General features: G+C 62.0%; 19 protein-coding genes and 1 pseudogene. 12 read left to right on the top strand and 8 right to left on the bottom strand.

The features are described 5' to 3' along the window. The first annotated feature begins 11 nt into the window (after nucleotides 1–11). The 4 genes from bcp to ACP154_RS11255 all read left to right on the top strand — a co-directional run bounded on the left by bcp (nucleotide 12) and on the right by ACP154_RS11255 (nucleotide 3,259). Nucleotides 12–479, top strand: a complete 468-nt coding sequence (bcp, locus tag ACP154_RS11270) for a thioredoxin-dependent thiol peroxidase (protein ID WP_421859148.1) — start codon at nucleotides 12–14, stop codon at nucleotides 477–479. A gap of 26 nt (nucleotides 480–505) precedes the next feature. Then, on the top strand, nucleotides 506–1,318 hold the full coding sequence (locus ACP154_RS11265) for a ferritin-like domain-containing protein (protein WP_421861473.1): 813 nt from the start codon (nucleotides 506–508) through the stop codon (nucleotides 1,316–1,318). Nucleotides 1,319–1,560: 242 nt separating this feature from the next. After that, nucleotides 1,561–2,712, top strand: a complete 1,152-nt coding sequence (locus ACP154_RS11260; RefSeq protein ID WP_421859151.1) for a M23 family metallopeptidase — start codon at nucleotides 1,561–1,563, stop codon at nucleotides 2,710–2,712. Nucleotides 2,713–2,776: 64 nt separating this feature from the next. Next, nucleotides 2,777–3,259 (top strand): bactofilin family protein, encoded by a 483-nt coding sequence (locus ACP154_RS11255; RefSeq protein WP_421859154.1) that lies wholly within the window; start codon nucleotides 2,777–2,779, stop codon nucleotides 3,257–3,259. 71 nt (nucleotides 3,260–3,330) lie between these two features. On the opposite strand, the gene prfB is transcribed toward ACP154_RS11255, so the two are convergent. The 3 genes from prfB to ACP154_RS11240 all read right to left on the bottom strand — a co-directional run bounded on the left by prfB (nucleotide 3,331) and on the right by ACP154_RS11240 (nucleotide 8,424). Beyond that, nucleotides 3,331–4,444 (bottom strand): peptide chain release factor 2 gene (prfB, locus tag ACP154_RS11250; RefSeq protein WP_107713054.1). Its coding sequence is split into 2 segments (ribosomal slippage): nucleotides 3,331–4,374 and nucleotides 4,376–4,444, totalling 1,113 coding nucleotides; the frame shifts between segments, so codons are not numbered across the junction. Between the two features lie 112 nt (nucleotides 4,445–4,556). After that, nucleotides 4,557–7,085: a penicillin-binding protein 1A gene (locus ACP154_RS11245; RefSeq protein ID WP_421859157.1), complete on the bottom strand. Its 2,529-nt coding sequence runs from the start codon at nucleotides 7,083–7,085 to the stop codon at nucleotides 4,557–4,559. A 118-nt stretch (nucleotides 7,086–7,203) separates the two neighbouring features. Then, complete coding sequence (locus ACP154_RS11240; RefSeq protein ID WP_158267900.1) at nucleotides 7,204–8,424, bottom strand: N-acetylmuramoyl-L-alanine amidase; 1,221 nt, start codon at nucleotides 8,422–8,424, stop codon at nucleotides 7,204–7,206. Nucleotides 8,425–8,948: 524 nt separating this feature from the next. Between ACP154_RS11240 and ACP154_RS11235 the strand changes: the two genes are divergently transcribed. From ACP154_RS11235 to ACP154_RS11220, 4 genes are all read left to right on the top strand, one after another. Next, a complete protein-coding gene (locus tag ACP154_RS11235) occupies nucleotides 8,949–11,672 on the top strand; it encodes an Rne/Rng family ribonuclease (RefSeq protein ID WP_421859160.1) in 2,724 nt (907 codons plus the stop codon). 125 nt (nucleotides 11,673–11,797) lie between these two features. After that, on the top strand, nucleotides 11,798–13,234 hold the full coding sequence (locus ACP154_RS11230) for a M48 family metalloprotease (RefSeq protein ID WP_107713049.1): 1,437 nt from the start codon (nucleotides 11,798–11,800) through the stop codon (nucleotides 13,232–13,234). A gap of 68 nt (nucleotides 13,235–13,302) precedes the next feature. Then, nucleotides 13,303–14,031 carry a DsbA family protein gene (locus ACP154_RS11225; RefSeq protein WP_421859163.1) on the top strand — a complete coding sequence of 243 codons (729 nt, stop codon included), beginning with the start codon at nucleotides 13,303–13,305 and terminating at the stop codon, nucleotides 14,029–14,031. Nucleotides 14,032–14,125: 94 nt separating this feature from the next. Further along, the gene (locus ACP154_RS11220; protein WP_421859166.1) at nucleotides 14,126–15,037 is read left to right on the top strand and encodes a hypothetical protein; all 912 of its coding nucleotides are present in this window, start codon (nucleotides 14,126–14,128) and stop codon (nucleotides 15,035–15,037) included. Here the strand turns inward: ACP154_RS11220 and ACP154_RS11215 are convergent, their stop codons facing one another. The 3 genes from ACP154_RS11215 to thiS are packed head-to-tail and all read right to left on the bottom strand — an operon-like array spanning nucleotide 15,038 to nucleotide 16,530. Further along, nucleotides 15,038–15,466, bottom strand: a complete 429-nt coding sequence (locus ACP154_RS11215) for a VOC family protein (protein ID WP_421859168.1) — start codon at nucleotides 15,464–15,466, stop codon at nucleotides 15,038–15,040. Between the two features lie 56 nt (nucleotides 15,467–15,522). Next, nucleotides 15,523–16,317, bottom strand: a complete 795-nt coding sequence (locus ACP154_RS11210) for a thiazole synthase (protein WP_421859171.1) — start codon at nucleotides 16,315–16,317, stop codon at nucleotides 15,523–15,525. 3 nt (nucleotides 16,318–16,320) lie between these two features. Beyond that, nucleotides 16,321–16,530, bottom strand: coding sequence for a sulfur carrier protein ThiS (thiS, locus tag ACP154_RS11205; RefSeq protein WP_107713044.1), 210 nt, complete (start codon nucleotides 16,528–16,530; stop codon nucleotides 16,321–16,323). A 111-nt stretch (nucleotides 16,531–16,641) separates the two neighbouring features. On the opposite strand from thiS, the gene aroQ reads away from it, so the two are divergent. From aroQ to aat, 4 genes and pseudogenes are all read left to right on the top strand, one after another. Then, nucleotides 16,642–17,097: a type II 3-dehydroquinate dehydratase gene (aroQ, locus tag ACP154_RS11200; protein ID WP_421859174.1), complete on the top strand. Its 456-nt coding sequence runs from the start codon at nucleotides 16,642–16,644 to the stop codon at nucleotides 17,095–17,097. A 23-nt stretch (nucleotides 17,098–17,120) separates the two neighbouring features. Beyond that, nucleotides 17,121–17,615 (top strand): acetyl-CoA carboxylase biotin carboxyl carrier protein, encoded by a 495-nt coding sequence (accB, locus tag ACP154_RS11195; RefSeq protein WP_107713043.1) that lies wholly within the window; start codon nucleotides 17,121–17,123, stop codon nucleotides 17,613–17,615. A gap of 10 nt (nucleotides 17,616–17,625) precedes the next feature. Further along, nucleotides 17,626–18,975: an acetyl-CoA carboxylase biotin carboxylase subunit gene (gene accC, locus ACP154_RS11190; protein WP_107713042.1), complete on the top strand. Its 1,350-nt coding sequence runs from the start codon at nucleotides 17,626–17,628 to the stop codon at nucleotides 18,973–18,975. Nucleotides 18,976–18,991: 16 nt separating this feature from the next. Beyond that, nucleotides 18,992–19,641: pseudogene (gene aat, locus ACP154_RS11185) on the top strand (leucyl/phenylalanyl-tRNA--protein transferase). On the opposite strand, the gene ACP154_RS11180 reads toward aat, so the two are convergent. Further along, entirely contained in the window at nucleotides 19,608–20,057 is a 450-nt protein-coding gene (locus tag ACP154_RS11180) for a DUF2155 domain-containing protein (RefSeq protein WP_421859177.1), read from the bottom strand. The pseudogene aat and the gene ACP154_RS11180 sit on opposite strands and share 34 nt — an antisense overlap. Nucleotides 20,058–20,101: 44 nt before the next feature. Beyond that, nucleotides 20,102–20,575, bottom strand: coding sequence for an outer membrane lipid asymmetry maintenance protein MlaD (mlaD, locus tag ACP154_RS11175; RefSeq protein WP_107713039.1), 474 nt, complete (start codon nucleotides 20,573–20,575; stop codon nucleotides 20,102–20,104). Nucleotides 20,576–20,579: the final 4 nt, after the last annotated feature.

Raw genomic sequence — 20,579 nt, 5'->3', positions numbered from 1 at the left:
GGACGACACTCATGAGCGAGCTTAAGCCCGGCGACAAGGCCCCAGACTTCACGCTTCCTGCAGATGGCGGCCGACAGGTGTCATTACATGAGCTGAAGGGCAAATCTGTCGTCCTGTATTTTTATCCCAAGGATGACACGCCCGGCTGTACGACTGAGGCCATCGGCTTCTCTGAGCATATCGACGCATTCAACGCCGAAAACACGGTGGTCATCGGCCTGTCCAAGGACACCGTAGCCAAGCATGACAAGTTTCGCGACAAGCATGCGCTGAAAGTCATTCTGGCTTCGGACGAAGACGGCTCCGTCACCGAAGCCTATGGCGCTTGGGTGGAGAAGACCATGTACGGGCGCAAATACATGGGCATTGAACGCTGCACCTATCTGATTGGTTCCGACGGCGTGATCCAGAAGGTCTGGCGCAAAGTGAAAGTCAAAGGCCATGTGGAGGCGGTTCTGGACGCGGTGAAATCTGCGTGACGCAACACCTCCTCAAACCGTGCGTGATGGAGGCGGCGGCCCGCGTTGTCGCCACCTCCACCCCTGACGCCAAATCCCAATTGGCGCGAGAGACCGCCGCCGCCTGGCGAGCAGGCGACCTCCTCTTGCCCGAACCCGGCGCCCCCTCGCGTGCGCCTGCCGCGCCAGGCCGGCCGCCGCGACCGGAATTGAAACCGCCCGGACAAACGCCGCGACGGCGCTTGGGCAGTCTTGAGGGGCGCTTCGCCTTGATGCACGCCGTGGCGCATATCGAGTTCAACGCCATAGATCTGCATTTTGACATGGTCGCCCGTTTCGCAGGCGACCGCAGAATCGCGGACGATCAACGCGCCACCTTTGTGTCAGACTGGATCAGCGTCGGAGATGACGAAGCGCGTCATTTCACCATGGTGCGTAAGCGTCTTCAGCAGATGGGCGGCGATTATGGGGATCTGCCCGCCCATGACGGGCTGTGGGAGGCGGCGCAAAACACGGCGCATGACCTGGCGGCGCGTCTTGCCGTCGCACCGCTGGTGCTGGAAGCGCGCGGGCTGGACGTCACCCCACCCATGATCGAGAAGCTCTCAAGCGTGGGCGATGCTGAAAGCGTCGCCATCCTGAGTGTGATCTACGAAGAGGAGGTGGGCCATGTCGCCGCAGGCGCGCGCTGGTTTGACCATGTGTGCCGCGATGAGACCGAAACGCCCGAACACTGCTTCCATCGGCTGGTTTCAACCTATTTCAGCGGCGCGCTAAAGCGCCCCTTCAATGACGACGCCCGAAGGGCGGCGGGCTTGCCAGGCTGTTTCTACGAGCCTTTGGCGGAACAGCTTTCCTGAAACCAGGACTTGCATCTGACGCCGACGCACGGGACATTTTCATATGAGTCCCATAGGGACCGGAACAGGGCTTGCAACGGATCAGTTGATAAACGATGCGTTATCATGCGAGATAGCGCATCGAGGGGCGAGGATAGCGAGGCGAACGCAGTCGGATGGTGAAACGACTACTGGCCGGGCCTTGGGAGCAGATTAAGCAACGCTTCCCTGATCGGCAGATCTATCATCGGACCGAGGGTCAGGTGAGATACTTCGCTATCACGACCGAGATGCAACTCTCGGCAATTGGAGGCGTGTGTCTGCTGGCGGTCTGGCTGTCTTTGACCACCGTCGGCATGCTGCTCGACGGTCGAGCCGATCAGCGCGTCAAGCAACAGTTCGCCCAGATCGAAGCCGAATATCAAAACGAGGTTGATGAAGCGCGCGCCGCTGAGGCCGCCGCCATCGCCTATATGGAATCGCGCACCGACGCCTTTGACCGCACGGCGGGCGAATTCCAGATGCGTCATGACACGCTTCGCCGCCTTTTGGATTTCGCCGACGATTTGTCGGTCGGTGAAGAACGCGAAAGCCCCAGCCTGGATGAAGGCCGCATCCTGATGGCGGCCTCGCCCGCCGACCCTGATCCGCGCCAGGCGCTGCTCGACCCGGTCGGGGAAGAAGCCTTTGACGGCCTGGCTGAAGAGCGCGTCGCCGCGCTGTTGGCCGATCAGGAAGCCGCCCTGGCCGAAGCCGAGAACGCCGCCGAGCGCCGCCTCGAGAATTTGCGCGCGGTCTTGCGCCTGACCGGCATGCGGGTGGACGAAGCCATGCAGGAAGGCCCGCTGGAGGGTGAAGACGGCGGCACGGGCGGACCTCTGATCAGTCTCGATCAGGCGCCGCTGTTCAGCGATGCGCTGAACCTTGATGACCCGTTCAATGCGCGCGTCGCCCGCATCGCGAACCGGATCGTGGAAAGCGAACAGGTGGAAAACCTGCTCAACGCCGCACCTCTGGGCCTGCCCATTGACGGGCCTTTCCGCGAGACATCCCGATATGGCGCCCGCATTGACCCGTTCACGCGCCGTCTGGCCATGCACGCCGGCAAGGATTTCGCCGCTTACAGAAACGCACCTATTGTGGCGCCTGCGCCGGGCGAGGTCGTTTACGCAGGCTGGCGGGCCGGGTATGGTCGCACCGTCGAAGTGGATCACGGATACGGGTTCCGCACACGATATGGCCATCTTCACGCGATCGACGTTCGCCGCGGCGATGAGGTGGAGCTGGGCCAAAGACTGGGGGGGATGGGATCGACCGGACGTTCAACCGGCACGCATCTCCATTATGAAATCTGGTTCCGCGGCGAACACATTGACCCCGAAGATTACATAAGAGCCGGACGCTATGTTCACTAAAAAAGATACGCCCCCCAGCGACAATCACGCCGCCGCCGTCCCCGCTCCGACCAAGAGGTCCGCCATGAAAACCAAAGCCCCATCCATTCTGAGCGCTGATCTGAAAATCACCGGCTCCATCGTGTCAGACGGCGAAGTTCAGCTGGACGGCGCTGTGGAGGGCGATGTTCGCGCAACGGACCTCACGATCGGCGAAGAAGCGTCCATCAAGGGCGAAGTGGTCGCCGAAAATGTGGTGATCCGCGGCCGGGTGATCGGCTCTGTTCGCGCCCGACAGGTTCAGCTCTCCGCCACCGCCCGTGTGGAAGGCGATGTGATCCACGCAACGCTCGCCATCGAAAGCGGCGCGTTCTTTGACGGACTGTGCAAGCGCTCTTCGGATCCTCTGTCTGACTCCAAAGCCTCATCGGCGTCGTCCAGCAAACCGGCCGCGCAGAGCAGCAGCGCCTCTACGCCCGCCAGCGCCGCCTCGACAACCCCGCCGCCGGCTGCCGCCGCCAGCGCGGACAAGGCGGTCGCCAACGATCCGTACACCTCGAAGTCCTAGAGCTTCAGACACTGACATGCAAAAAGGGCCGGCGTATCGCCGGCCCTTTTTTTATTCATGTTGGGCGGGCTTCAATCCTCGTCGGACTTGCCCACACGCTGAGCCAGCGCCGCCGCCATGAAATCGTCCAGATCACCGTCCAGCACCCCTTGGGTGTCTGAGGTTTCAACCTGGGTGCGCAGATCCTTGACCATCTGATAGGGCTGGAGCACGTAAGATCGGATCTGGTGACCCCAGCCGATATCGGTCTTGGAGTCGGCATCGGCCTGGGCCGCCTCCTCACGCTTTTGCAGCTCGAGCTCATACAGGCGCGCACGCAGCATGGTCCAGGCGTTCGCCCGGTTCTTGTGCTGGGAGCGGTCGGTCTGACACGCCACCACGATGCCGGTGGGTTCGTGGGTCAGGCGGACGGCAGAGTCCGTCTTGTTGATGTGCTGACCGCCAGCGCCGGAGGCGCGATAGGTGTCCACACGCACATCCTTGTCCTCGATCTCGATTTCTATGGTGTCGTCCACCAGAGGATAGGTCCAGACCGAGGCAAAGCTGGTATGGCGGCGCCCCGAGCTGTCATAGGGCGAAATACGCACCAGCCGGTGCACGCCCGCTTCGGTCTTCAGCCAGCCATAGGCGTTGTCGCCTTTCACCAGAATTGTGATGGACTTCAGACCCGCCTCTTCGCCAGCCTGCGCTTCGATCACTTCGACCTTATAGCCGGACTTCTCCGCCCAGCGCGTATACATGCGCGCCAGCATGGACGCCCAGTCCTGCGCCTCGGTGCCGCCGGCGCCAGGGTGGATTTCCAGATAGCTGTCATTGCTGTCCGCTTCGCCCGACAACAAGGCTTGCAGCTCAGCCTTGCCGGCGCGCGCCTTGAGCCCCCGCAGCGCGGTCGCCGCCTCTTCATAAAGCGCGTCATCGCCGTCCAGCTCGGCCATTTCGGCCAGCTCCAGCGTGTCAGCAAGATCCGTGTCGATCTCGCGCACTTCGGTCATGGACTGGTCAAGCCGGTTCCGCTCACGCATCAGCGCCTGAGCGTCGCTGGGCCGGTCCCACAATGTGGGGTCTTCGGCCTTGGCGTTCAGTTCATCAAGTCGTTTCTCAGCCGTAGGCCAGTCAAAGACGCCTCCGTAGCAAGGCGGTGGACTGTTCGATGGCGTCTTTGAGTTCAGCGATCTCGGCGCGCATGGCGGATCTCCTGATAGTCTGAAAAGAGGGTGGATCGGGTCGATAAACGAGGCGCAGCCCCCGGACAAGGGACTGCGCCTGTCATGGGCTTTAAAAGCGGCGAGGCTGGGCGCTAGTACAGCCCGCCCAGCGTATCCTCGTCATCATCATCATCGTCTGTGTCATCAGGCTCGCCCGAGGAGAAATCTACGCCCAGCGCATTGGCGCCGAAGCTCAGCGTTTCCTCAGCATTGGTCTGGCCACGCTGGGGTTCAGTGCCCGGTTTAAACGCTTCCAGGATCACGCCAGGGCGCCCGATGACCGACGGTTCGCCCGTTTCGCGATCAATAGGCGCCAGGCTCACCCCGTCAGGCACCCGGAACGGGCTGACAGAGTAGGTTTCAAGCGCCGCCCCCAGAAAGTCAGCCGCCACAGGCGCCGCAACCCGGCCGCCCGCCTCGCCCGACCCCAAAGGCCTCGGCGTGTCAAAGCCCACATAGACCCCAACCACCAGATCAGGGCTGAACCCCACAAACCAGGCGTCGTGGAAGTCATTTGTCGTGCCCGTCTTGCCGCCCAGCGGTCGCTCCAGCGAGCGTAGCGCCGTGGCGGTGCCGCGCTGAACAGCGCCTTCAAGCATATGCACGATCTGGTAGGAGGTGACCGGGTCGATCACCTGCTCGCCGAGCTCGGGCAGCTGAGGTTCATGAAGGGTGGGCTCATAGCCGTCAGGAACGTCACATCCGACACAATCGCGCTGGTCGTGAATATAGATCGTCTCGCCCGAACGGGCCTGAACCCGGTCAATCAAGGCTGGCTCGATCAGACGGCCGCCATTGACCAAAGCGCCATAGGCGCCGATCAGCCGCATCAGCGTGGTCTCCCCGGCCCCCAGCGACATGGCGAGCGTGGGTTGAAGATCGTCATAAATACCGGTGCGCTCGCCAATATCCACCACAGGGGCCATGCCCATATCCTGCGCCAGGCGAACCGTCATGACGTTACGCGACAACTCCAGCCCCCGCCGCAGCGTGGAGGGGCCGTAAAACACCTCTGAATAGTTTTGCGGCCGGTAAAACCGCATTTCGGCGTCGCCCGACGCCACGAAAGGCGCGTCAAGGATGATCGAGACGGGCGTGTACTCATTCTCAAGCGCCGCCGCGTAGACAAAGGGTTTGAACGAAGACCCCGGCTGACGGCGCGCCTGCACAGCGCGGTTAAACTGACTGTGCTGGAAAGAATAGCCGCCCACCATCGCCAGAACCCGTCCTGTGAACGGGTCAATCGCAACAATACCGCCATTGACGTCTGGCAATTGGCGCAAGCCGTAATGGTCGTCCTCGACGGTTTGATCAGGCGCATCTTCGGCGACCAGAGCCTCCACGATGACCACATCGCCCAGCTCGAACACGTCAGACGGCCGACCGATGGCGTCGCCCGTCCGCGGGAAGCCGTTCTCGTCCCGGCGCGGTTCACGCGCCCAGGCCAGTGCGTAAAGCGGAATGCGGCCGCGGGTTCGGTCAGCGAACCCGATCAGCGCGTCGCTGTCCGTCATCTCCAGAACCACGGCCAGACGCCAGCCATCATCGAGATCCGCTGGTGGATCAATCTCCGCCAACTGGTCCGGCCAGGCGTCAAAGCTCTCCATCCGCGTCACCGGACCGCGATAGCCGTGACGACGATCATAGGTCTCAAGCCCGTCGCGCAGGGCCGCACGAGCGGCCAGCTGCATGCGTGTGTCCAGCGTGGTGCGGATCGACAGCCCGCCTTCATAGAGCTGGTCCTGGCCATAGCGGTTGAAGACTTCACGGCGCACCTGCTCGACAAAATACTCCGCCGCCAGATATTCGTCGCCATCCAGCCGCTCGGCGGTTTCCAGCGGCATCTCCATCGCCGCTTCGCCTTCTTGGCGGCTGATGACGCCATTGGCGATCATGCGCGAGAGCACCCAGTTGCGGCGGCCTATCGCGGCTTCGGTGTTCCGGGTCGGATGATAATTGCTCGGTCCTTTGGGCAGCGCGGCGAGATAGGCCGCCTCGTGCAATTCCAGCTCATCCAGGGATTTGTCAAAATAGTTCAGCGCAGCCGCGGCGATCCCGTAAGCGCGATTGCCCAGATAGATCTCGTTCAGATAAAGCTCGAGGATCTGATCCTTGGTGAAGGCGCGCTCCATGCGTCGCGCGATGACGATTTCGCGGATTTTGCGGTCAATGCGCTGATCCGAGCTCAAGAGGAAGTTCTTGGCCACCTGCTGGGTGATGGTGGAGCCCGATTGCAGGGCGGCGTTGGGATTGCGCAGACGCGCGATCACCGAGCGTATGCCGCCCCGGATCATGCCCAGATAGTCAACACCACCATGATTGTAGAAATTCTTGTCCTCGGCGGACAGATAGGCGTCGATGACGAGCGGCGGGATATTTTCGATCGGCACAAAAACGCGATGCTCGATCGCATATTCTTGAATTAGGCGACCGTCACCGGCGTGCACCCGGCTCATAATCGGCGGCTCATACTCGGCAAGCTGCTGATATTCAGGCAGGTCTTCGGTGACGCGGACGACATAGACAGCGATGGCGATCGCGGCCACAACGCCCAGAACACCCGCCGCGCCAGCGCCCCAGACAAGAGCGCGTAGCGCGTTTTTCCAACTCAACAGCTTCATCTTGCCCTCTTAGACGGCGCGCAAGGCTTGCCCGCCCTCGCCTTTTGACGCCCGCAGATGGCGCTATTATGGCGTGTCTCAGGCGTCAACCCAATGACGGATTCCGCATAGGTCCAGATTAACGGGTGCTGGAGGCGTTCGCCGTGTTCTGGGCAATATAGCGATCGGGCGCGCCGCCCTGGCAATGCGCAAAATGCGCATCGATGGCGGATGCCGCCGATTGCATCAGTCGCCGCCGGTCTGTGGCGCTGTTCAGGCGCCGGGCGTCGCTACGGTTGGTCAGAAAACCCATTTCAAACAGAACCGCCGGTACTTCAGCATCAATGAGGACCGCAAAGTTGGCGCGCATGGGGGTGTCGCGGAACAAGGGCTGAACCCGTCCAACTTCGGTCCGAAGCGCGTCCGCAAACCGCTCAGACTGGCTCTCCTTATTGGTCAGGGACATCTCGACCAGGATGCGGGAGACCTCTTCAGGCCGGTTTGCATCCACCCAGTCGCCCTGGCTGATGGCGCGGCTGCGCGCACGGTCCACGGCCCGGTGGTTCATAGAATAAACGGTTGCGCCCTCAGGCCCCGTCGAATCGCCAGCTGAATCCGCATGAAGGGAGATGAACAGATCCGCCTCGGCCTGACGCGCGATTTCGACCCGGTCAAACAAATCCACATAGACATCGCGGTCCCGGGTCATGATGACTTCGTAACGCCCGGTGGCGTTCAGGATGTCGCGCAGCACCAGGCCCGCCGCCAGATTGACGTCCGCTTCATCCCCGCCGCCAAACCGCGCCAGCGCGCCGGGATCACGACCGCCATGACCAGGATCGATCACGACGCGCACAGCCTCGCACGCTGGCGGCGCGGCGGATACGACCGCGTTTTCCACAAGGAACTGCGCCATGTTTCTGCTTTCCGACGGAAAGCCCGAGGTTTGCTGGAACGCCGTCGCACCCACGGGCGCCAGATCCACAACCGTGCGGTAGCCCCCGCCATCAGGGGCGAGCGAAAAATGATGATCAACCGTGGACGGTGAATTCAGCGCAAACACCAGACGCGGCGCACCCGCCTGTCCGTCAAACTGAAACCGGCCCACAAGCCCCTCGCCCTCGCCTTGTTGATTGGGCAAAGCAGGAACATCCCAGCCCGCCTGATCAAAGGAGACCACCAGACGCGAGACGGGCTCAGCCAGCGTAAAGGCGCGCGAATCAAGCGGCGTTTCGCTCTCAATGACGATGCGCGTATGGGTTTCGTAGGCGCCGAAGCGCACATTTGTAATATCTGACGCCATCGCCGAACCGGCGGACAGCGTCAGGGCGCAAGCTACAAGACCCGCTAAAAATCGCATTCCGACCACCACCATGCCGAAGTCCCAAACGGGCTTTGCGTCATTTTAAGTCGCGCAAATGCTCCGATGACAACACTGTAAAACGCCACGCCTTGAGATTCGGTTAGCGAGTCCTTACCGAGAGTCTAACACGGCGAAGCTCGCTTTTCATTGGCGACATTATCGTGCAAGGTGATTATGTTCGTTATCGGGATCGGGCGCGTTCGCGCGCCGTCCCTTTGAACACCCTTGAAGATCCGCCTCAGGGCGCAAATCTTCAAAGCACACAGATTTCTGGACGACGCGGGAGGGCTCACGCCCGCCGCCGGCGCCACAAGCCAGAATGACTGGCGCTCGGGCGACGCTTCGAATCAGAACGCGCCCCTGCCCGGTTAAGGACAGACCCATGATGCGCGCTCCCGCCGCGAGATCATCTTTAGTAAGAACAGATCGCCGCCGAGCGCGTTCCTGCAACAATCGCTGCACGTCCAAAGCCGCCTCCTCGTTGAGCGCGGCTTTCGCCATGCGGTATGGAGCGTATTTTAATGTCACGCAAAATGCTGATCGACGCCGCCCACCCGGAAGAGACCCGGGTGGTGATTGTCGACAACAATCGAGTTGAGGAATTCGATTTTGAATCGGCGTCCAAAAAGCCGATTCGAGGCAACATCTATCTCGCCAAGGTCACACGTGTAGAGCCCTCGTTACAGGCTGCATTCGTTGAATATGGCGGTAACAAGCACGGCTTTCTAGCCTTCAACGAGATCCATCCCGATTACTACCAGATCCCGCATGCGGATCGTGAGGCGCTGCGCGAAGCGGAAGCGGAAGCGACTGGCGATCTCAATGACGAGGCCGCCCCTGACGACGACACTGAAGACGCGCCGGCGCCCGATGAGGATGATCTGATCGATGAAGCGGCGCGCCGTCGCCGCTCCTTCATGCGCCGCTACAAGATCCAGGAAGTGATCAAGCGCCGTCAGGTCTTGTTGGTGCAAGTGGCCAAGGAAGAGCGCGGCAATAAGGGCGCCGCGCTGACGACCTATCTGTCGCTGGCAGGCCGGTATTGCGTGCTGATGCCCAACACCGCACGCGGTGGCGGCATTTCGCGCAAGATCACCAATGCGTCTGATCGCAAGCGCCTGAAATCGGCGGTGTCGGAACTGGCCGTGCCCCAGGGCATGGGCCTGATCATCCGCACCGCCGGAGCGGCGCGCACCAAGGTCGAGATCAAGCGCGACTACGATTATCTGATCCGGCTGTGGGAGACGATCCGCACCACGACGCTGGAATCGAGCGCTCCCAAACTGATTTATGAAGAAGGCAACCTCGTCAAACGGGTGATCCGAGACCTCTATGACAAGGAGATCGACGAGGTGCTCGTGGAGGGCGAGGATGCGTACAAGGAGGCCAAGGCCTTCATGCGCATGCTGATGCCCAGCCACGCCAAGAAGGTGCAGCATTATCGCGACGCCACGCCGCTCTTCCTGCGCCATCAGGTGGAAAGCCAGCTCGAGGCGATCCATTCGCCTGTCGCGCAGCTGAAATCCGGCGGCTATATCGTCATCAACCCGACCGAGGCGCTGGTCTCCATCGACGTCAACTCGGGCAAGGCGACCAAGGAACGCAATATCGAGCAAACCGCGCTCAAGACCAATTTGGAGGCGGCCGAGGAAGCCGCCCGCCAGATGCGACTGCGCGACCTCGCCGGCCTTCTGGTGATCGACTTCATCGATATGGACGAGAACAAAAATGTTCGCGCCGTCGAGAAGAAGATGAAGGACGCGCTCAAGCGTGACCGCGCCCGACTTCAGATGGGCCGTATTTCGCAATTCGGCCTGATGGAGATGAGCCGGCAGCGCCGCCGCACGTCGCTGGTGGAAGGCTCAAGTGACGTCTGCCCGCATTGCCGGGGGTCCGGCCATATGCGCTCGATCGAATCCAGCGCTCTGGTCGCCCTGCGTACGCTCGAAGAAGAAGGCGTGCGCGGCCGCACCTCGAAGGCGCGCTTGGTCTGCGCCCCTGAAGTGGCGCTCTATATCCTCAACGAGAAACGCGATCATCTCACCGCGATTGAAGCGCGCTATGACATGAACGTGACGGTGGACGCGGATGACGGCCTGATCCGTCCTGACTGCAGCTTGGAGCGTCTGGAGAGCCGCAGCGAAGCCGCCCGCGCCGAAGCGAAAGCCGCTCGCGCCGACACCCCGCTGACCAGCGCGGCCGCCGTTGTGGCCGATATCGAAAACGACGACAATATCGATGATGCGGACGAAACAGAGGCGAGTGAAGAGCGTCAGGAACGCGACGAGCGCCCGGCCCGCACCGCATCTGACGAGACCAATGAAGACGGCTCGAAGAAACGTCGCCGTCGCGGTCGCCGCGGCGGCCGCAATCGCCGCAAGCGCAATGACGAGGCGGGATCGCCCGAAGACGCCCAAGCGGCTCTGGACGCGACCGAGGAAACTGACAGCGACAGCGAAACCGGCGCTATCTCCAAGGACTCTGACGCCTCCGATGAAGTCGCGGGTCTGCAAGTGATCGAACCGTCTGAATCCGACCCTATCGGCGCCCAGTCAGACGATGAAGACACGCCGCCCCGGCGCAAACGCCCGAGCCGCCGTCGTCGCAAGCCGGCGGGTCAGAGCGACGCCGCTCAGGATGAAGCGGGCCAGGTCGAGGCGAGCCCTCAGGACGCACCCGCTGCTGAAGCGCCGGCTGAGGACACCTCGGTTGACGCCGACAGCAATGCTGGCGAGGAGACAGCGCCGGCCAAGCCCAAGCGCAGCCGCCGCACACGTAAAAAACCTGCCGAAGACGCAACGGCTACGCCTGAGGCTTCAGAGTCTGAGGCAGACGCCCCAGCAGCTGCTGAGGGTGATGCGGCGGAAGACAAGCCCAAGCGTCGGACACGCCGCAAGAAGGCCGAACCTGTTGCTGACGCGTCCGCCGAAGGCGAAGCGGCCAGCGAGGAGGCCGCTCAGGCAGACGCCGATAAACCCAAGCGACGCACGCGCCGCAAGAAGGCGGAACCGGCTGCACAGGCGGACACCACCGACACGGCGGCGCGCGAAGCCATGGAGCAGGCCAGTTCTCCGACGCCTGAGCCTCAATCCGCAACCGGGAGCGAGGCCAAGCCTGAACAGAACGCGCCTGAATCAGCCCCGCAACCGGCTGATCAGACAAGCGATGATGCAGGATCAGATGAGAACCGCCCCGCAAAACGCGGTTGGTGGCAGCGCTCGTCGAAATTCCTGGGCCTGAGCTAAACATGGAACCGGCGCCGGTGGTCACACTTCCGGCGCCGTTTTCACGTTTTCTGGCGTGCAGACGGACAGAAGGATAGACTGCTGTCTTCCAGAGCTGGCTGACACGAAGGACGCTTGTATTGCGTATGCTCAAATTCCTACGGACCGGCGTCGCCTGTATCGCCGCCGCTGCCGGGCTGGCGCTCGCCAATCTGGTGAGCGCTCACGCACAGGGCCTGGTCCGTGATACCGAGACCGAGCGCGCCATGCGCGAATACACAGATCCCTTGCTGGTCGCATCGGGGCTCGATGTGAACGCTGTGGATTTCTATCTGGTCGGCGATATGGAGTTCAACGCCTTCGTCACCGGCGGGCAAAATATCTTCTTGAACACAGGTACGATTGTCCGCGCCGAAACCCCGAACGAAATCAAAGGCGTTATCGCCCACGAAATCGGCCATATCGAAGGCGCCCACATCATCCGGCGCGGCGAAGCCAGCCGAGCGGGTCTGGCCACCATGGCCGCTTCAATTGGCGTGGGACTGATCGCAGCTCTCGCTGGCGCGCCGGATGCAGGCGCGGCCATCATGGCGTCCGCTCCGCAATTTGGTCAGCTCAATTTGCTGACTTACACCCGGGCTCAGGAAGCCTCCGCCGACCAGGCCGCCGTGCGCTTTCTGACCGCGACCGGACAATCGGGCCGCGGTCTGGTGGCGACGTTTGAACGCCTCGCCTACCAGGAACGCATCTCGTTTCAACGCCGCTGGGAGTATTTCCGCTCTCACCCGCTGTCTGCTGACCGGGTGGCGGCGTTGCGCCGGAATGTGGAAGCCTCCGAGTTCGCCGATGTTCCCGACAGTGCAGAGGAAATTGCCGAGCTGGAGCGCCTGCAGGCCAAGATTATCGGGTTCATGGCGCCCCCCGCTCAGACCTTTTCTCGTTATCCCGAAAGCGACACCTCCATACCGGCGCGCTATGCGCGGGCGGTGGCGTATTACAAGCAAGGGCTGACCGACAACGCTGAGAGCGCGGTCAATGAATTGCTCGAGCTTGAGCCTGACAATCCCTATTTTCACGAACTCAAAGGCCAGATGCTCTATGAGAGCGGTTTCATCGAACGCTCGCTTGAGCCCTATCGCCGCTCCATTGAATTGCTGCCCGATGCGCCGCTTTTGCGCATTGGTTACGCGTCTGCGCTGATCGCCACCAATGACGAAGAGAACGCTCGAGAAGCGCTCAGCCAGTTGCGCATCGCTCTGGTGAGCGAGCCGCAAAACCCCTTCGCCTGGTTCCAACGCTCTCTGGCTCACCAGCAACTGGGTGAGACGGCGATGGCGGAATTGTCCACCGCGGAACGCGCCTATGCGGTCGGCGACGTCATGCAGGCTCATATCTTCGCCACGCGGGCCCATGAAGAGCTTGAACGCGGCACTGAAGCCTGGGTCCGTGCGACGGAGATCCTGGCGGTCACCCGGCCCGACAGCCGGGAATTGCGGGACTGGAACCGCCGCGAGCGCGAACGCCAGCCCAATTTCCAGCATCTGGACCGCCATGCGCTTTTGCAGCCTTCCACGGGCTTGTGATTGTGCGTGTGCGCAAAACCGCGCTAAACGCGGGTCCAACTGAATTCTGACTGATGACTGGAGCTCTCATGCGCATCTTGCTGCTCGCCCTCGCCGCCGCTTTCGGCATGACCGCTTGCGCGCCGGCGCAGGAACCCGCCAATCGCGATGAAATCGAGCAGATTGTGCGTGATTACATTCTGACCAATCCCGAGATCATCGAGGAAGCGCTGATCGAGCTGCAACGTCGCGCCCGTCAGCGCGAGCAGGACGCGATGCTCGGCGCTGTCACCTCGAGCCAGGACCGGCTGTACGCCGACGCCCGGGACCCGGTTATAGGCGCAGACAACCCGGTCGTGACCGTGATCGAGTTCTTTGACTATCGCTGCCCGTATTGCACCGTCTCGAACGAATGGATTCAGTCCGTTTTGGCGGAGCACGGCGATCAGGTGCGTTTCATCTTCAAGGAATTTCCGATCCGGGGCGAGCAATCCACAAATGCTTCGCGCGCCTCGCTGGCCGTCTGGCGTATCGCGCCTGATTCCTATGAGGCTTTTCATAACGCCTTGATGAACGCCAGCGGCCCGCTGCCTGATGCACGGATCGACGCCTTCGCCGTCACCGCCGGTGTGGATGTGGCCGCCATGCGCGCTGAAATGGCCTCTGACGAGATTACCCGTCAGCTCGCTGACGTGCGTCAGCTGGCACAAAGCATCGGCATCACCGGCACGCCCTTCTTCATCGTGGGCGAAACGGTCGTTCCCGGCGCCGATATCGACAGCCTTGACCGCCTGGTGAACGAAGCGCTGGCGCGTTAAGCCTGATGACAGACGGCGCCGGGACACGTTCCGGCGCCGTTTACAGCTTGTTTTCCGCTTGTGGTTAATCATCCCCGCGAACCTGGAGGGGATGATGAAATATCTAACGATCCTGATGGCCGCCTGTGCGGCGATGACTCTGACCGCTTGCGCCAGCCGCGACGCCATTTCCGCGCGCCAGACGCCGCAGCCTCTGGTCACGCAGAGCCTTCGCGCAGACGCCGCCAGCCCTTTCTATCATCAAATGGCGCTTGGCCCGGTGACGGGAACATCCCGGTTTTCCTGGTTCCTTCCTGAACCCAATCGTTCAATCCTGCGCCCGCGGTTTGAAGCTGCGCTGGACCGCGCCGGACTCGCCGCGCCCGACCGGGATCAGGCGCGTTATGTGATATCGATGGATTTTGATGAGGTCCATGGGCCTGACTTTGGCTCGCATATGGATGCGGCCCTTCTGGGGCGTGTCTGGATCGAAGACCGGCTGACCGGACGGGTCATCCTGAACGAACCGGTTTCCGTGCGCCGCGAGGCCTATTGGCCGGGCGTGGATGAAGCGGATTGGGCCACAGGCGGGGTTCTGGGCGTCTTCAACATCGTCCCGTTTTTCTTTGACAGCCCCTGGCTCAGCGTCGGCGCGCGCTGGGACACCACCTATCCGCCCTATGCGGGACCGGAATGGCTGCCGCTTGTTCCGATCCGTTTGCGCGAAACCGACACCGAGCTGATGGTCGGCCCGTCAGGCCGGTCCTATGGAAGCGGGTCGGGGGCGGAGCGCGCCTGGCAGGTCAACGCCCTCGTCAGCGACGCTCTCGCCGCTGCGGTCATGCGCAGCATGTCAGATCGCGGCATGGTTGAGATCAGCCATGTCCTGCCCTGTATGGGCGGCACGGCCATGCGCGAGCACGAGCAGGCTTTGCTGGGCCGCGGCGAACGCGTTTCGCGTCCGGTCTGCTCAGAAGTCCAGGATGATCTGCCTGTCGGCGCAGAGGCCTTGCGCCGGTCTCGCTGATCAGCAGGCGGGCGGCTCAGGCTTGATCCGTCCGTCCTCAAGGATCTGCCAAAAGGGATTGTGCGCCACTTCCCAGGCATGGCCGTCCGGATCCGCGAAATAGCCTGAATGACCGCCCCAGAAGACGTCTTCTGCGGGTTTGAGCACAGCCCCGCCCAGCTGCGCGGCCCGATCAAGTATCGGCTGCACTTCATCGCGGCTGCGCACATTGTAAGCCAGCGCCACTCGCCCGTTCGGCGGGTTCTGACGCCCCATATCCGCGTCCAGCGCCTTAGCGCCGAACAGGCCCAGGATGACGCCGTTCAGGTCAAAGAAAACGATCTGATCGCTTTCGGACGGCAGTGGGGACCAACCCATCCCCTGATAAAAGGCGCGAGCGCAGGCGAGGTTTGAAACCCCGAGCGTAATCATAGAAATACGTTGTTCCATGGCGTCCTCCCTAGATCCGGACACCTTGGAACATTAAAGGAACACGCGCAAGCAGATCAGATCAGTCCCGCCAGCGGGCTCGACGGATCGGCATAACGCTTCTTCGGCATCCGTCCCGCCAGATAGGCGTCACGGCCCGCGATGACGGCGTGCTTCATGGCCTTCGCCATGCGAATCGGGTCTTTGGCTTCGGCGATGGCGGTGTTCATCAAGATGCCGTCACAGCCCAGCTCCATGCCCACCGCGGCGTCAGACGCGGTGCCGACGCCGGCATCCACGATCACCGGCACCTTGGCCTCTTCAATGATCAGGCGGATGTTCACCGGGTTCTGGATCCCGAGACCCGAGCCGATCGGCGCGCCTAGAGGCATGATCGCGCAGGCGCCCGCGTCTTCCAGACGCTTGGCGTAGACCGGATCGTCCGAGCAATAGACCATGACCTCGAACCCTTCCTTGACCAGCATTTCGGTCGCCCGAAGGGTTTCGGCCATGTCGGGATAGAGATGCTTGGGATCTGAGAGCACTTCGAGTTTTACCAGATCCCAGCCGCCGGCCTCGCGCGCCAGGCGCAGCGTCCGCACAGCGTCCTCGCCGGTGAAGCAACCGGCCGTGTTGGGCAAGAAGGTATAGTCTTTGGGATCAATGAAATCGATGAGCCGCGGCTGGCTGGGGTCTGACAGATTCACCCGACGCACCGCGACCGTGATCATGTCCGCGCCCGAGGCGACCAGCGCCTGCGCGTTTTGCTCATAGGTTTTGTACTTGCCGGTGCCGATGATCAGGCGCGATTTGAAGCTCCGGCCCGCAACGACCAGCGGGGCGTCGTCCTGTATCTGGGTCTGGGCCGTCATGGCTCACCCTCCTCCGACAAAATGCACGATTTCAAGTCGGTCGCCGGTCTCGATGCGAATCGCGTGGTAGCTGTCACGCGGCGCGATTTCGAGATTGCGTTCGACGGCGACCTTGCGTGGATCAAGCTCAAGATGCTCCAGCAAGCCTTTCAGGCTTAAGCCTGAAGGGATTTGACGGCTTTCGCCGTTCAGCTCGACATTGATCTGGTTCATGACCTGCGTCCCACGCACGGGTTTGCTTGTTCACACCCCTATGAGGTCGTAGAACCAAGGCTGGCAGTCAAGGCGCGCTGGCGCCCTTCAGCCTGGCCGGAGTGAATAAAAGTGTCTGACCTCAAACCCGTCTTCGTGCTCAACGGCCCCAATCTCAATCTGCTGGGAACGCGTGAGCCCGACATTTACGGAACCACCACGCTCGCCGATATCGAAGCGCTGTGCCGTCAGACGGCTGAGTCGCTGGGTGTCGGGCTGGTGTTTGAGCAGACCAATCATGAGGGCGCGCTGGTGGAGTTGATTCACACCGCCGGCGCCAAGGGCTCGGCCATTGTGATCAATCCCGCCGCCTATACCCATACCTCCATCGCGTTGCTGGACGCGATCAAAGGGGTGGACGCGCCCGCAATTGAGGTGCATCTGTCCCAGCCTGTTGCGCGAGAGGCCTTTCGTGCTGTCTCTTATGTGTCACTTGCCGCCGCTGGCACCATCAGCGGTTTAGGCGCGCGCGGCTATGAGCTGGGGATTAGAGCCGCTGTGCAACTGGCCCAGGCGCGTGCGAAATAATGACTAGAAAGGGTAGTAAACCTATGGCGTCCACCACGTCGAACCCGCAGGTCGATTCAAAGCTCGTGCGCGAGCTGGCCGATATTCTCAACGACACCGACCTTACCGAGATCGAAGTCGAAAAAGGCGAAATGCGTATCCGCGTCGCGCGCGAACTGACCGCTGCGCCCGCGGTTTATGCGGCCCAGCCTGCCGCTGCGCCCGTGGCCGCCGCACCGGCGCCCGCCCCGGCATCGGCACCTGAAGCGCCGGCCGCTGTCAGCGCCGCTGACGCCAAGAGTCATCCTGGCGCCGTGACCTCGCCCATGGTGGGTACGGTGTATCTGCGTCCCTCGCCTGAAGCGGATCAGTTCAAGAAGGCTGGCGACAGCGTGAAGGAAGGCGACACCATTTTGCTGGTTGAAGCCATGAAGACCTTCAACCCCATCACTGCGTCCAAATCGGGCACGCTCACCGAGCTTCTGGTCGATGACGCCCAACCGGTGGAATACGGCGAAGCCCTGTTCATCATCAGCTAGGCGGTCGCTCATGTTCGATAAAGTCCTTATCGCCAATCGCGGCGAGATCGCCTTGCGGGTCCACCGGGCCTGTAAGGAAATGGGCATCAAGACGGTGGCGGTTCATTCCGAAGCCGACGCCAACGCCATGCATGTCAGGCTGGCGGATGAAAGCGTCTGCATCGGTCCGCCGCCTGCCGGTCGCTCCTATCTCAACGTGCCCGCCATCATGGCAGCCGCCGAGATTACGGGCGCCCAGGCGATCCACCCCGGTTATGGCTTTCTGTCTGAAAACGCCCGCTTCGCCGAGATCGTGGAAGCGCATGGCCTGACTTTCATCGGTCCGACCGCAGACACGATCCGGCTGATGGGCGACAAGATCACCGCCAAGCAAGCCGCGGTCGACGCCGGCATTCCGGTCGTGCCTGGCTCTGACGGCGCGATCACCGATATGGATGAAGCGCGTAAAGTTGCGAAATCCATCGGCTTTCCCGTCTTGATCAAAGCCGCTTCTGGCGGCGGCGGGCGCGGCATGAAAGTCGCCGAAAGCGAAGACACGCTGGAAAGCGCGCTGCAGACGGCGTCCTCTGAAGCCCAGGCGGCTTTTGGCGACGGCGCGGTCTATATCGAGAAATATCTCGGTCAGCCGCGGCATATTGAAATCCAGGTCATCGCCGACACCCACGGCAATGTGGTGCACTTGGGCGAGCGTGACTGCTCGCTTCAGCGCCGTCACCAGAAAGTGCTTGAAGAAGCCCCCTCCGTCGCCCTCGATGACGCGGCGCGCGCCAAGATCGGCAAGATCGTGACGGACGCGGTGAAAGCGATCGGCTATCGCGGCGCCGGGACGGTGGAGTTCCTCTATGAGAACGGCGAGTTCTATTTCATTGAAATGAACACCCGTCTCCAGGTGGAACACCCGGTGACCGAAGCCATCACCCGTATCGACCTTGTGCGCGAGCAGATCCGGGTCGCCGCGGGCCATGAGCTGAGCTTCACCCAGGACGATATCAAGCTTGAGGGCTGGTCTATCGAGTGCCGCATCAATGCGGAGAACCCGGAAACCTTTACGCCCTCCCCGGGCACGGTGACCGAGTTCCACGCACCGGGCGGTCTGGGCGTGCGGCTCGATAGCGCGCTTTATGCGGGCTATAAGATCCCGCCCTATTATGACTCCATGATCGGAAAGCTGATCGTGCACGGGCGTGATCGCGAAGAAGCCTTGCTGCGTCTCAAACGTGCTTTGTCGGAAATGGTTGTGAGCGGTGTCGAAACAACAATTCCGTTGCATCTGGCGCTCCTGGAAGAACCCGCCTTCCTGACGGGGGATTACCACATCCGCTGGCTGGAAAGCTGGCTGGCCGAGCGTCAGAGCTCGTAAGCGCGGAGACTGTTTCATGCGCGGCTTCGGCGTTGAGGAATTGCTGGCGTGTTATGCACGCGGGGTTTTCCCGATGGCGGAGTCGCGCAGTGACAGCCGCGTCTATCTGCTTGAGCCTGATGAGCGCGGGGTTATTCCGCTCGACGGCTTCCACATTTCCAAATCCTTGAAAAAACCGTCCGGCGCGACGCATTCGCGTTGACGGTCAATCGCTGTTTCGAGACAGTGGTGCGCAGCTGCGCCGCGCCTGCGCCCGGACGTGAAGACAGCTGGATCAACGACCAGATCCTGACTTTGTATCTGGACATGCACGCCGCCGGCCACGCCCATTCCATCGAAGCGTGGAAAGACGGCAAGCTCGCGGGCGGGCTCTACGGGGTCAGTCTGGGAGGCGCGTTCTTTGGCGAGAGCATGTTCTCGCGGGAGACAGATGCGTCAAAGACGGCGCTGGTGTCCCTGGTCGCCCGACTGAACGCTGGCGGCTATGCACTGCTGGACACCCAGTTCAACACAGAGCACCTCAAACGCTTTGGCGCGCAAACGATCTCTCAAGAGCTGTATCGGCAGCGCCTGGATCAGGCGGTTGAGCTAAAGGCTGATTTCTTCGCCCTGCCTGAGGGCGTTGCCGGCGATCAGCTTCTGCAATCAATCACCCAGACATCATAGACCGGGTGCTCAAGCGCGTTGAGCGCCGGGTTGGAGGCGAACATCCAGCCAGAGAACATCCGCTCCCCTTCCGCCTGAACGCCGAAACCGTCCGTGCGGCGGTCTTCAACCTCGACGAAGGCGAACACCTCCGGCGGCTCTTCGGGCGGGCGTTTGCGGCAATACTGCACCGTGATCGACAAGGCGCCGAACTGGACAGCCTCACCGATGGGCGCCTCGAAATCGCGTGTGCGGGCGGTGACCTTGTCCAGGCCGCGCAACACCACCACTGAGCCTGGCTCGGAAGTCAACTCTGGCGCTTCAGGGTCTTGCTGTGCAGAGGTCTGGTTGGGCGTCCCGATTGACTGCGCCAGAACAGGCGCGCCAAGACCGAGGGCTGTGATCAGGGAGGCTGAGACAATTACTGAGCGGATCATGGTCATCACTGTGTTAGGCGTTTGAGGCGAGACCAAGGCGCAGCTCAGGACTCCGAGCCGCCTGATCCGGATGAGCCGCGGTTCATCACCGCCTGGCCGATGAGATCGAACATGTCCACGGCGCCCTGGGTGAAGGATATCTCTTCGCCCGCCTGCAGCATGTCCACATCACCGCCCGGCTCGATCTCGATAAAGACGCCGCCGATCAGACCCGCCGTGGCGATCTTGGCGGTGGAGTCCGCCGGAATCTGGATCTCGCCATTCAGCTCAAACACCGCTTCGGCGAAATAGGTTTCCTGGTCGAGCCGCACCGCGGTCACAGTGCCCACAGGCACGCCCGCCACGCGCACATCGGCGCCGCGATTAAGATCGCCGACAGAGGAGAACCGGGCCGTCAGCGTATAGCCGTCGGATCCGGACCCATCATCGATCTGGCCTTGAGCGTAGATCAGGAAGGCGCCGGCGGTGACCAGCACAAGCAGACCCAGCACGGTTTCAAGTACGGCGCCGCCACGCATGCGT

This window comes from Oceanicaulis sp., from assembly GCF_965249665.1.
Lineage (GTDB): Bacteria > Pseudomonadota > Alphaproteobacteria > Caulobacterales > Maricaulaceae > Oceanicaulis.
This window is presented reverse-complemented; position numbering and strand designations above follow the sequence as displayed.